General features: G+C 38.6%; 10 protein-coding genes. 2 read left to right on the top strand and 8 right to left on the bottom strand.

Going from position 1 to position 12,726, the window contains the following annotated elements; all coding sequences use genetic code 11:
- Positions 1-198 precede the first annotated feature (198 nt).
- Together ACP6PL_RS09110 and ACP6PL_RS09105 are read right to left on the bottom strand one after the other, a co-directional pair.
- Positions 199-513 (bottom strand): hypothetical protein, encoded by a 315-nt coding sequence (locus ACP6PL_RS09110; RefSeq protein WP_426544741.1) that lies wholly within the window; start codon positions 511-513, stop codon positions 199-201.
- Complete coding sequence (locus ACP6PL_RS09105; RefSeq protein WP_426544739.1) at positions 491-1,669, bottom strand: hypothetical protein; 1,179 nt, start codon at positions 1,667-1,669, stop codon at positions 491-493. Before ACP6PL_RS09105 ends, ACP6PL_RS09110 begins: the two co-directional genes overlap by 23 nt.
- A gap of 246 nt (positions 1,670-1,915) precedes the next feature.
- Between ACP6PL_RS09105 and ACP6PL_RS09100 the strand changes: the two genes are divergently transcribed.
- Positions 1,916-2,767: a Uma2 family endonuclease gene (locus ACP6PL_RS09100; protein ID WP_426544737.1), complete on the top strand. Its 852-nt coding sequence runs from the start codon at positions 1,916-1,918 to the stop codon at positions 2,765-2,767.
- A 124-nt stretch (positions 2,768-2,891) separates the two neighbouring features.
- Here the strand turns inward: ACP6PL_RS09100 and ACP6PL_RS09095 are convergent, their stop codons facing one another.
- From ACP6PL_RS09095 to ACP6PL_RS09070, 6 genes are all read right to left on the bottom strand, one after another.
- A complete protein-coding gene (locus tag ACP6PL_RS09095; RefSeq protein WP_426544735.1) occupies positions 2,892-3,041 on the bottom strand; it encodes a hypothetical protein in 150 nt (49 codons plus the stop codon).
- A gap of 6 nt (positions 3,042-3,047) precedes the next feature.
- On the bottom strand, positions 3,048-3,668 hold the full coding sequence (locus ACP6PL_RS09090; RefSeq protein WP_426544733.1) for an SAM-dependent methyltransferase: 621 nt from the start codon (positions 3,666-3,668) through the stop codon (positions 3,048-3,050).
- Positions 3,669-4,025: 357 nt separating this feature from the next.
- Positions 4,026-4,997, bottom strand: a complete 972-nt coding sequence (nadA, locus tag ACP6PL_RS09085) for a quinolinate synthase NadA (protein WP_426544731.1) — start codon at positions 4,995-4,997, stop codon at positions 4,026-4,028.
- Positions 4,998-5,330: 333 nt separating this feature from the next.
- Entirely contained in the window at positions 5,331-6,704 is a 1,374-nt protein-coding gene (locus tag ACP6PL_RS09080; RefSeq protein ID WP_426544729.1) for a cytochrome P450, read from the bottom strand.
- 100 nt (positions 6,705-6,804) lie between these two features.
- Positions 6,805-8,178, bottom strand: a complete 1,374-nt coding sequence (locus ACP6PL_RS09075; protein WP_426544728.1) for a cytochrome P450 — start codon at positions 8,176-8,178, stop codon at positions 6,805-6,807.
- Between the two features lie 296 nt (positions 8,179-8,474).
- Complete coding sequence (locus tag ACP6PL_RS09070; RefSeq protein WP_426544726.1) at positions 8,475-9,875, bottom strand: cytochrome P450; 1,401 nt, start codon at positions 9,873-9,875, stop codon at positions 8,475-8,477.
- Between the two features lie 192 nt (positions 9,876-10,067).
- Between ACP6PL_RS09070 and ACP6PL_RS09065 the strand changes: the two genes are divergently transcribed.
- Positions 10,068-12,278, top strand: coding sequence for a phosphoketolase family protein (locus ACP6PL_RS09065; protein ID WP_426544724.1), 2,211 nt, complete (start codon positions 10,068-10,070; stop codon positions 12,276-12,278).
- Positions 12,279-12,726: the final 448 nt, after the last annotated feature.

Raw genomic sequence — 12,726 nt, 5'->3', positions numbered from 1 at the left:
TCCTAGACAACTTTATTTACTTATAGCAGATATTGGTTATCAGTTATCAGTAATTTGTAGTAGACTAACGCAACTAATTTTGTGCATTAGGGCGGGTTTATCTAATCTTAGGTTGAGGATGAAAATTCTAACTAAAACCCGCCCCTACTATTATGATTTTAGGTATGTTAATCCACTACTAAAGTTATGAATAATTAATTAAATAGAGCCAATATCTTCTGATTGAAAATTTATTAAAGGTAGATAGGGAGATGTCATAGATGAGTTGCTATATATTTTTTCTGATTTGGTTTTGGCATGAGATATTAAATCGCGGAGTTCTTCTATTGTTTCTAAACCTAAAGGCGACAATAATTGTTTGGCAAAATCTACTTTTTTTGCTTCTAATAAATATTTAGGAGTCTGTTTCATGTACAATAAACTCCAACCATGCCAATATGAATCACTGTCATATCTTGTTTTACTTTCAGATAAGAGAAATAAGAAAAAATCAGCTTCTATAAATTTCTGCATTGGCACAATTTCTGCAAGTTTTCCATTTGTATGACGTTGATTTTAATATCTCTGAATGACGATTATTTGAGGAATTTTTAAATAATTCTACAGGTTGAGATATGTCATTGAATGGTATAGATTCGCTCTCAAGAATATCAAATGGAGAGCTAGTATAAAAAATTTCTTTTTCCAGGATTTCTGAAATTAATACCCACCGATTTTCTCGAATTAGAAAAGAAAAATATATGACAAACAATTCGTGACCTATAAACTTGTATAAATCTAAATCAAAGGATTTTTCTTGCCTCACAGACTCAGAATCTTGATGTCTATTTTTATCTACAATTTTATAAAGCTTTACTGGCTGAGAATAATTACTAATAATTTCTCCAAAACCTTGATATAAGCTAATAGCTGTATCACTAGATTCTGTTGTAATTGCTATTACTTCTGCAACACCAGCAAATTCTATAACCAGTTCTTCTGTTAGATCGATTGCTTTTATCAGTACACTTTCATTTATCACCCTTTTTTTAGAATATTTTGGTGCAAGTTGTACTATTTCAGAATTTAAGGATCTGATATACCAATTAACTCCCGCACCATATATATCTCCTTCCATTATATCTTTTTTTACTATTTCTGCAATTGAACTTTTTCTTTTTATTTCCTTTTCCAATTCTTGCAAAATAGGACGAATAGCTCTTTCAAAATCTTTTGCTAACTTGTGACGCTCTGGAGATTTTTCTTGATTATCCACAGGCATATTGTAAGTAATAACCCGTCTCATTCGCAGGTCAAAAGGTAGTTGTTCGGGATTACCAAAAGCAATATTCATCACCATAATAAAATTTCCCTCTCCCAAAGTTTTCATTGCATATCCAAGCTCAATTAATACATTTGGATTTGGAGTAGGGCGAGAATCTGCATCTTTATTAATAATCGAAACATCACAGACAAAAATCTGAGCCTGCTCAATTTTATCAAAAATAGTATTAACAATATCTGGGGAACCAGGTACATTTTTAGTATCTCTATCTATAACTGGTTCCACTGTAATAGAATCATCATTACGAATAGATTTTACAGCTTTCTCAAGAGCATCCCCAATAAATCCACGATTTGTATTATTCGGTAAATCTGACTGCCAAGAATAAAATATTTTGCAATCCATAATCTGTAGAAAAAAGAGTATTTGTACAATTAACAACTTTCATTTTAATAGAAAAAATAAATCCATTCAGATCGTCACCTTAATACACCAAAGAGAAAAAAAATCCTGTTTCCTATTATCGTGAATATTCTTTTTCTTCCTTATTTACTATTAGCTATTAATGTTTATTTAGACTATTCAACCCAACATAATATTATTAAATTTATGCTACTCTAAATAATGAAACCAAAAAATAGGGGGCTAACAATGACTACAGAAACATCTCCCAAAACCGAGTTACTAACCGAAGTTACTCCCGACTGGGAACCACCCATGCCACCTACAGATTTAATCTTTGATGATGGAGAACCCTTGGAAAGCAACCGTCACCGTATTGCCATGAATGTTCTGATTGATTCCTTGTATCAATATTGGTCAGACCGCAATGACTTTTTTGCAGGCGGCAATATGTTTATTTATTATAGCAGCGATCAAGCCAGAAATCGCGATTTCAAAGGTCCTGATTTCTTTGTGGTTTTGAATGTTCAAGGCAATACAGATCGTCAAGGATGGGTAGTTTGGGAAGAAGGAGGTCGTTATCCTGATATGATAGTTGAACTCACATCTCCTTCAACTGCTAATGTAGATATTGGCAAGAAAAAGGATATTTATGAGCAAACATTCCGTACTCCCTATTATTTTATCTTCGATCCATTTGACTCGAAGTCATTACAGGGATGGGAACTAAAAAATCATCAATATCAGGAGTTACAGAAGAATAATAAGGGATGCTTGTGGTGCCAGAGGTTAGAGCTATGGTTAGGGACTTGGGAAGGAACTATTCTGCAAGAGTCGGCAGTGTGGTTAAGATTTTATGATGGGCAAGGAAACTTAGTATTATTGCCTGGGGAAGTTGCTGAACAAGAACGTCAACGTGCTGAACAGGAACAGCAACGGGCTGAACAAGAACAGCAACGTGCCGAACAAGAACGTCAACGGGCTGAACAAGAACAGCAACGGGCTGATCACGAACAGCAACGAGCCGAACAAGAACAGCAACGTGCTGAACGTCTGGCAGCTAAACTAAAAGAGTTAGGGATAGATCCTGATTCTGTCTAATATCATCAGGACTTACGCATTTTAACAACGAAACGCCAGGGTTTGAAATTGCTTTATATCGTGGCAATGACATTAATGACCTGGGTTTTGCGTAAGTCCTTTCCTCAAATCTTGGTTATGTTGATTAATTTTTCTCCAACAGACGAAAATGTAAAATTCCCCATTGCATATATCCTTGTTCATAACGTTCAATCCAAGGTTGAATGCTATTCAAAGTTTTGTCTACAAATTCCGTTGAAGTCAATTTTACCAATTCATCGTATCGCTGTCGCACTTCCTCCTAAAAACGTCGATAGTGGGTAGGCACATTTTTGGAAAGGTCGATAAAATGTATTTCCTCAAAACCAAACTCTTTTGCCATTTGACTGTAAAAGCGGTAAGACCCCATGTCACTTATTCCCAAACGGTCAAAAGCAGGTTGCAATACTCCTGGGGGACAATTATCACTTTCCATGGGGTCAGTAAAAATCAATTCGCCCCCTAATTTTAATATTCTCTTGATTTCTTGGAAAACTAGATGGCGATCGCTACTATGCAAAATAGAATCCTGAGACCAAACAATATCAAAAGAGTTATCTGAATAGGGAATATTCTCAAAACTGCCTTGAGTTACTTTTACCAAATGGTATAAGTTTTTTTCTTGATTTAGTTGAGTATTGCGTTGATTTTGCAACTGGCTTAAGTTGAGGCAACAGACAGAACAGCCATAGGTTTTCGCTAAATACCGAGCTGCCCCTCCATATCCAGATCCCAGGTCAATGACCTGCGAATTTCTGTCTATTTTCTCCAGAGTTTGGGCAATAGTTTCTACTATACGCAGGAAAGCATCGTGGATGGGTTCGTTAGGTCTGGTATAGATGCCATAATGAATATATTCTCCACCCCAGATAGTCGCGTACATTCTGTCAGTTTTGGTCTTATCATAATATTGTTAGGCAACTTTTACTGCTTCTGTCATTTTAGTTATCAGTTATCAGTTATCAGTTCCTCCGGCTGGATTAGGAGGTAAGAAAATCCTAAATTTCCTTTTTTATCCCCTTGTAGAGCGACTGCTCGTGGCGCAGCCAAGGGGACTCTTGAGACATTATTTATTGGTCATGTATTCTATTATCTACTATACTTTATATCTAAACAATTGAAAGCTCTAATCTTTTTATATCATTACTCAATTCACAGTGTAAACAGCTTGAGCTGAGTTCCTTGAAAGGCAAACTTTAATTTTTGCAGATGTTTCAAGGAATCTATCTATAATTTTTACCTAATTAAATGAAAGTTCTAACATCTTTTGAATAGGTTTCAATGCTGCTACTCGTGTTTCTTCAGGAATCATAATTTCTGGTGTCTGATTTTTCATTGCCAGATACAGTTTTTCTAAAGTATTCAGCCTCATGTGAGGACATTCGTTACAAGCACAATTATTCATTGCTGGCGCTGGAATAAAGTTTTTACTGGGTTCTTTCTTTTGCATTTGATGAATAATTCCCGGTTCGGTTGCCACAATAAAGTCTTGACTTTGGCTTTCCTGACAATATTTTAATAAAGCAGTGGTTGAACCAATGTAACTTGCATGACGCAATACTGTTGCTTCGCATTCTGGATGAGCAATAATCTCTACTTCGGGATGCTCTATTTTTAATTGCACAATCTTTTTCTCAGAGAATGTCTCGTGAACAATACAACTGCCTTCCCACAAAATCAAATCCCGTCCAGTTTGCTCCATGACATAGCGACCTAGGTTTTTATCTGGGGCAAAAATTATAGGTTGGTCTATTGGTATTTGTTTAACTATTTTGACAGAGTTGGAACTGGTACAGATAATATCACTCATTGCCTTAATAGCAGCACTACAATTAATATAAGAAACTACTATTGCATCAGGATGAGCAGCTTTAAATTTACCAAACTCTTCTGGTGGGCAACTATCAGCAAGGGAGCAACCTGCATCTAAATCTGGTAGAAGTACCAGTTTATTAGGGTTGAGAATTTTCGCAGTTTCCGCCATAAAATGAACTCCTGCAAAAACTATCACATCTGCATCAGTTTCAGCAGCCTGTTGGGAAAGACCAAGAGAGTCACCAATGTAGTCCGCAATATCTTGAATATCCGGTTCTTGATAATAGTGAGCTAGAATAACAGCATTTAATTCTTGCTTAAGGTCGGCGATCGCTTCAAACAAATCGTGAGGTATACTATTAAAATTTTGGTTGGTTCGATGTTGGGTTGCAAACATTATTAATTAAATTTTTCTGTAATCTATTTGTGAATAAGTGGCCAATTATAGCCACTTTATATAGTTTGATTAATTATAGTAAAATTCATCAAAAAGTTAAACTTGAGTATATATTTCCCCAGAACTTATAGCAGTTTTTGGAAATATAGAATACACTCCTAAGAAAAAACCTTGTAGGAACGTTCCATGGAACGTCCCGCAGAAATTAAAACTTCTTTTAGGGCAACCGAAAAATTGTTGCAAGGGCTAAATTTTGGGACTGTTTAAGACTGGAAGTTAACAATACTTTGGGTGTGTCATTCTACAGTTAACTTCGTACAGTTTAACAATATTTTATACAGTTGCAACCGCAGGAGATTTATTTTCTATCTGCTTACGTTCCCCTTTCATCAACATTTTTACTCCACCCGCAGGTCCTAAAGTTAATCCTCGACGTTGAGGTTTTACAGGTTGATTTTCTGCTAATTCCATCTCGAAATTAGATAATAGAGTTGCTAATACCAAACGCATCTCAAAATTTGCTAATGCCATTCCTAAACAACGACGACTGCCACCTCCAAAGGGTAAATACTCATAAGGAGAAAATTGTCTTTCTAAAAATCGCTCTGGTTTAAACTTTTTTGGTTCTGGATATAAATCTTCCCGGTGGTGAGTTAAATAAATAGAACCCATAATCATTGTACCTGCTTCCAAGTGATAACCCTGCAAATCAACAGGTTGTTTTGTCCGACGAGGAAATGTCAAAATTACTACCGGATATATTCGTAAGGTTTCCTGACAAACTGCTGTCAAATAGGGTAAACGGAAAATTGTCATGGGGTCAGTATTTCCCTCTAAAGTAGCTAACTCTTCCATTAATTTTTGATATACTTCTGGTTGTTTGTGAACCCAATAAACTGCCCAAGCTAGAGCTGTTGCAGTAGTTTCGTGACCAGCAACTAACATTGTTATCAGCTCATCCCGAATTTCTTGGTCTGTCATACCTTGACCTTCTTCATCTCGTGCTAATAGCATCAAGGTCAGGATATCGGTACGATTCGGATCTAGTTGAGAACGACGAGTGGCTATTTCTGTATATAGGAGTTCATTAAGTTTTTCTTGTTGACGCTGATATTTACCCCAAGGACTCCAAGGACCTAAATCCTTTTGCAACCAGGGAAAAAATAATAAACTAGCTCGAAGTGGAGAGGCTGTGAGTTCAAGAAAATCTGCCAACATTGACCTAATTTGTGATAACCGGGGGCTATCATATAGACCAAACACAGCTTGGAGTATCACCTGCATCGTAATTTCTTGCATCAGTTTGCGGGCAATAAATGTTTGACTCACTGTTAAATTGCTGGCTGCTTCTTTGGTGATGTTACAGATTAACTCACCATAGTTCCGCATTCTGTCGCCATGAAAGGGAGGCATTAATAATTTGCGTTCTCGGCGGTGGCGATCTCCTTCTAAGGAAAACATTGAGTATTCTCCAAACATTGATTGTAAAAGTTTACTACCAGGAGCTTCATACTCATTATTATCCTTTGTCAATATCTCCTGAAAAGCTTGTGGAATGCTGACTATAACAACTTTACCTAGAGAAGTTATCATTGTAAAAATATCTCCATACTTCTTGGCATAGGATTCAAGAGTATTGAGTGGAGCAAGAAGCAATTGCAGTCTCTGAAATAGGGCTGGTGTTTTTGGCCCGGGGATTGATTTCATGTTAGATTAGTGATGAATTTTGGGACTATTGAGTTTTAGAAGTTAACAGTAAGCATGAGTATGTCACTCTTCTATTAACTTTCTACAGTTTAACAATATTTTAGACAGTTACGAAGGAAGGGGATTTTTTTTCTGCCTGCATACGTTTCCCTTTCATCACCATTTTTATTCCACCAGCAGGTCCTAAAGTCAATCCTCGACGTTGAGGTTTCACTGGTCGATTTTCTGCTAACTCCATCTCAAAATTAGATAATAGAGTTGCTAATACCAACCGCATCTCAAAATTTGCTAATGCCATTCCTAAACAACGACGACTACCACCTCCAAAGGGTAAATACTCATAAGGAGAAAACTGCCTCTCTAAAAATCGCTCTGGTTTAAACTTTTTCGGTTCTGGATATAAATCTTCCCGGTGATGAGTCAAATAAATAGAACCCTGAATCATTTTACCTGCTTCCAATTGATAACCCTCCAACTCAACAGGTTGTTTTGTCCGACGAGGAAATGTCAAAATTGCCACCGGATATATTCGCAAGGTTTCCTGACAAACTGCTGTGAGATATGGTAAACGGAAAATTGTCATCGGGTCAGCATCGGTTTCCAGAGTTTCCAACTCTTCCATTAATTTCTGATATACTTCTGGTTGTTTGTGAACCCAATAAACTGCCCAAGCTAGAGCTGTTGCAGTAGTTTCGTGACCAGCAACTAACATTGTTATCAGCTCATCCCGAATTTCTTGGTCTGTCATACCTTGACCTTCTTCATCTCGTGCTAATAGCATTAAGGTCAGGATATCAGTACGATTCGGATCTAGTTGAGAGCGACGAGTAGCAATTTCTGTATATAGGAGTTCATTAAGTTTTTGTTGTTGACGCTGATACTTACCCCAAGGACTCCAAGAACCCAAATCCTTTTGCAACCAGGGAAAAAATAATAAACTAGCTCGGAGTGGAGAGGCTGTGAGTTCTATAAAATCTGTCAACATTAACCTAATTTGTGATAAGCGGGGGCTATCATATAGACCAAAAACAGCTTGGAGTATCACCTGCATCGTAATTTCTTGCATCAGTTTACGAGCAATAAATGTTTGACTCACTGTTAAATTGCTGGCTGCTTCTTTGGTGATGTTACAGATTAACTCACCATAGTTCCGCATTCTGTCGCCATGAAAGGGAGGCATTAATAATTTGCGTTCTCGGCGGTGGCGATCGCCTTCTAAGGACAACATTGAGTATTCCCCAAACAAAGGTTGTAAAACTTTACTACCAGGAGATTCATACTCTTTATTATCCTTTGTCAATATCTCCTGCAAAACTTTTGGACTACTGACACATACAACCTCACCTACAGCAGTTATCATTGTAAAAATATCTCCATACTTCTTAGCATAGGATTCAAGAGTATTGAGTGGAGCGAAAATTAATTTCAGTCTCTCAAATAAGGGTAGTGTATTCGATCCTTTGATTGATTTCATATTAATTAATTTTGAGTTTTGGGATTTTTTAAGAGGGAAAATTAACAGTAGTAGCGTGTCTAGGCTAAATTTGTGGGTAAAAAAACCTAACCCCCCAACACCCTTCCTATCCCCCCTTACCCCCCTTGGAAAGGGGGGAGGAGGGAAGGGGGAGAAGAATTTGCCCCTCTCCTTGCAGGAGATGGGTCGGGGGAGAGGTCTTCATTGACTCGCTCTTTACCCACATTTTAAAGCTAGACGTCCTAGTAGTTTGGGTTTGTTATTCTACTGTTAACTTCCTACAATTTAACAGATTTTTATACAGTTGCCACAAAAGGGGATTTTTTTTCTGCCTGCATACGTTTCCCAGTCATCACCATTTTTACTCCACCCGCAGGAGCTAAAGTTACACCCCGACGTACTGCTTTTACTGGTTGTTTCTCTGCCAATGCTAAATTATAGTGTCTAAGAATAGTTGCTAATACCAGTTTCATTTCAAACATGGCAAATGCTGCTCCAATACAACGTCGATTACTACCGCCAAAAGGTAAAAATTCGTAAGCGGAGTATTGACGTTCTAAAAATCGTTCTGGTTTAAATTTTTTTGGTTCAGGATACAAATCTTCTCGGTGATGAGTTAGATAAACACAGGGACTTAAAGCAGTTCCCTCTGGATATTCTCGATCCATTATCGTTATTGGTAGTTTTGCTATTCGTGAAAATGCAATTATTGCCACTGGATAAATACGCAGGGTTTCACAGCAAACTGCATTCAGATAGGGCAGTTTCATAATTGCCATTGGGTCTGGGTTATCTCCAAGGTTTTCCAGTTCTTGTAATAGCTTATTATAAATTTCTGCTTGGTGATGAATCCAATAAAACGCCCAAGCTAATGCGGTTGCTGTAGTTTCATGTCCGGCAAACAGCAATGTCATCAATTCATCCCGCAATTCTAGATCGCTCATGGGTTGCCCTTCTTCATCTCGTGCTAACAAAAGCATTGTCAAAATGTCAGACCTGTGGCACATGCTTCCAGCCTGTGTTATTGTAGGATCTAGTTGTTGACGACGTTCAGAAATTTCTGCGTACAGCAACTCGTCAACTTCTTGCCGTTGTCTAATAAATCTACCCCAAGGACTCCAAGCACCCAAATCTATTTGTAGAAACTTTAAAAATAGCATACTTGATTTCCAGGGAGAACCCAACGACTCTAGAGCTTCACTCAAAATTTGCTCTATTTTATTGTATCTATCTCCTTCATATAAACCAAAAACTGCCTGTAATATTACCTTCAAAGATATATCTTGGGTTGATTCTCTCATGGAAAATCGTTCCCCCACTTGCCATTTACTAGCTACTTGCCCAGCGATATTACAAATTAACTCACCATAAGCTTGCATCCTTTCTCCATGAAAAGGTGGCATCAATAGTTGACGTTGACGTTGGTGAGGAGTACCGTCTAGCAAAGCCAGGGATAAATCTCCTAACAATGGTAGCAACACCTGATTTCCCACACCACAGTCGAACTGTTTTGGGTTAGCCTTGAAAATTTCCTCAATGGCCTTGGGATGGCTGATAAATACCATTGGGTAATTCAATTTTATTTGAAATGCGTCGCCGTATTGCATTGCACATTTTTCCATAAATGTCAAGGGTTCGGCTACCCACTGGAGGAGTTGAATCAAACGTGGAGATTTTGGACCTGGCAGTTGTGTCATTGTTATATTCTTAATTTAGTTATCTTTTGGATTTTTTGATTATTGTAACTATTAATTTTTTTGATTGTCTATAACTTGAACAACATTGCCCAAACTTATTACTATCTAAAGTAAAATGAATTAACATCGATCCCCACAGATGTTAAATTATTATTAAGCAGAAATAAGAAAGAGAAAAATAGGAAAATTGCTATGACTGCAACAACCCCAAAACCAACAACAGTCCCAGATTTTTGCGAAGGTATTCAATACTTCGGAGAAGCTTGGCCTGATTTTGAGACCCACGCTAAAACACCAGCAATAGCAGAAGGTAGTAAAGCGATCGCCTCACCAAGCGACCCTACTGGCGTATATCAAACCCTACTCTACGCCGATGCTCTCCGTTATCTAATGCTACAAGTAACAGGCAGTAAAGCATCAGGACACCCAGGCGGTTTTGCCAGTCAAGCTGAAGCTTATGCAGCCTTAGTTATGTTAGGCTACAAAAATATTCTAACAGAAGTCGGACACCACGCCCCCGGTTTCTATAGCGCGGTATTTCTTGACCGCTCCCTAGAAGATATGGAAATCTTCACAGTCCAACAAATGCGCGATCGCTTCCGGGAAATGCACGGACTTCTCGGACACCTATCTGGCTATATTCCGGGACTTTTAAATCCCGCAGGTCCACTAGGTCAAGGCCAACATTTTGCTATGGCAGCAGCATTATTACATCGCGATACCCTATTTCCTTTCACTTTAGGAGATGGTGGGATGGGGGAACCCTATCCAGTTAGTGCCATGGCACACTTCAACACTGCCTATCCTGATGTCACCAACTTTTTACCAGTATTAGTGTGGAATGGTTATAGTCAAGAACACCACAGTATGGTCTCGACCAAAACCAATGAAGAAATGATTGCCTACTGGAAAGGTAATGGTTTTGCAGAAGTCATATTGGTAGATGCGAAAGACTTCGACGACAAAAACCAATCAGGTGACTACGTTGATAGCAGCGCCTTCTCCTTGGAAAAACGTCTGGAATTTACCAAAGCAGTATTAGAAAATATTGACAAAGCAGGAAAATCTGCACTTGGTGGCAAACTCACCATTTTTATTATCAAACAACTCAAGGGTGCAGGGGTTCATGCTAGAGGTTCAAAATCTCATAACCTCTATCCAAAAGACACCCTCGACAGTCCCCAAATCATGAATGCTCTCAAAGAACGCGCGTTACCAGTAGCAGCTTGGGAGTTAGTACGGAAAAATTGCGAACGTGCTGGTGGAGGTCCTGCTTCTAAAACTGTTGTCACTGAATTTGAGTACCCATTAGCAGAATTAGGTCAACTACCTTTAGAAGAATATGCTGTTGGTGGCGACCCCAAAGTTGCCACAACTGCAATGGGAGCATTAATAGCTCATGTCGGTCAAAAAGATCCTCATTTCCTAATTACCAATGCTGATGGTAACGCTGCATCAGGTATTAATAATATTAACCAAGCATTGAAAATTATTCACCCCACTCCAGACGACATTTATTTCCAAGGTCCGAAAGGTCAGGTTTACGAACCTTTGAGCGAAGATGCTTGTGCTGGAATGGCAGCGGGTTTAGCATTGATGGGAGCGCGGACAGTTTGGTGTTCTTATGAATCTTTTGCTATTAACGGCGTACCTATTTGGCAAACTGTGACGCAAGCAATGGCAGAATTACGTCACCTCACTCCTTCAACAATTACATTATTTACTGCGGGAGCATTAGAGCAGGGGCGTAATGGTTGGACACACCAACGTCCGGAAATTGAGGCTTATTTTGCAGCAATGATGCGGAATGGGAATGTGTTTGCCCTGTTCCCACCCGATGCTAATAGTATTCAAGTTTGTTATGATTGGGCGTTGACTACTAAAAATAAGGGTGTGACTATTACTGCTAGTAAGTCACCATTACCTATTCGGACTACTTTTGAACAAACAAGACAAGGGTTGCAGGATGGTGCTATTCTTCTTGAAGAGGTTGCAGGGGATAAGACTGTTGTTTTTGCAGTGCTGGGAGATATGCCATTAATTCCGGTATTTGAAGCTGCTGCTGCTTTGGAAGCTGAAGGTATTGGGGTGCGGATAGTTTCTGTGATTAACCCCCGACGTTTGTATCGTCCCCAGGATACAGGTTGGGATACTTGTTCTGAACCTGATAGCGGATTTTTGGATGATGCTGGTTTTGAGAAATTATTCGGCGGAGATGCTTTAATTGGTGTAACTGGTGGCGCGAGTTTAATGTTAGAACCAATTATGTTACGGAGTCAGGTTAAGCGAGATACGTTTGCTTGGCGACGAGGTGATACGGCCTCTAGTGCTGCTCAGGTGATGAATTTTAATGGTATAACTGCTGAGACTTTAACTAAGCGAGCAATTGAATTGGTACATTGAGATGGTAGGGGTTTGGAAACCAAACCCTAATTTTTCAGGACTTACGCAGACGGAATCAGAAACCCGGTTTCTTGAAGAAACCGGGTTTATTTAATGTAATTAGGACTTACGCACTACAACGTATTTTCGTCATTGCGACCGACAGGGAAGCAATCTCAGCTCCTAGTTTTTCGTATCTCATGCGTAAGTCCTGGTAATATTTATCCCGATAAATTTCTGGTGAAACCCGCCCCTACGTTTATGGAAAAATTGAACATGGGATGGGGGCGGGTTTATCTAATTTGGCGATCCTCACAATTAGCAGCATTCCGCAAATTGCCCATACTTGATATGGTGATTGGTGCGTAATATAAAATCCCGATAACTGGACTTTAGGAAAAAACAGGTTAAAAATAAGTTCATTAATTGATAATTGATAATGGATAATTGATAATTACCTCTGGTTAAA

It is taken from the genome of Dapis purpurea BLCC-M126 (genome assembly GCF_050015975.1).
Lineage (GTDB): Bacteria > Cyanobacteriota > Cyanobacteriia > Cyanobacteriales > Microcoleaceae > Trichodesmium.
Note: the sequence above shows the minus strand (reverse complement) of the source record. Positions and strands in the feature narration are given on the sequence as shown.

What these genes read in the sequence shown, in the direction of transcription:
- ACP6PL_RS09110 (WP_426544741.1), bottom strand. Translation starts at nt 513, where the DNA reads ATGCAGAAATTTATAGAAGCTGATTTTTTCTTATTTCTCTTATCTGAA.
- ACP6PL_RS09105 (WP_426544739.1), bottom strand. Translation starts at nt 1,669, where the DNA reads ATGGATTGCAAAATATTTTATTCTTGGCAGTCAGATTTACCGAATAAT.
- ACP6PL_RS09100 (WP_426544737.1), top strand. Translation starts at nt 1,916, where the DNA reads ATGACTACAGAAACATCTCCCAAAACCGAGTTACTAACCGAAGTTACT.
- ACP6PL_RS09090 (WP_426544733.1), bottom strand. Translation starts at nt 3,668, where the DNA reads ATGTACGCGACTATCTGGGGTGGAGAATATATTCATTATGGCATCTAT.
- nadA (WP_426544731.1), bottom strand. Translation starts at nt 4,997, where the DNA reads ATGTTTGCAACCCAACATCGAACCAACCAAAATTTTAATAGTATACCT.
- ACP6PL_RS09080 (WP_426544729.1), bottom strand. Translation starts at nt 6,704, where the DNA reads ATGAAATCAATCCCCGGGCCAAAAACACCAGCCCTATTTCAGAGACTG.
- ACP6PL_RS09075 (WP_426544728.1), bottom strand. Translation starts at nt 8,178, where the DNA reads ATGAAATCAATCAAAGGATCGAATACACTACCCTTATTTGAGAGACTG.
- ACP6PL_RS09070 (WP_426544726.1), bottom strand. Translation starts at nt 9,875, where the DNA reads ATGACACAACTGCCAGGTCCAAAATCTCCACGTTTGATTCAACTCCTC.
- ACP6PL_RS09065 (WP_426544724.1), top strand. Translation starts at nt 10,068, where the DNA reads ATGACTGCAACAACCCCAAAACCAACAACAGTCCCAGATTTTTGCGAA.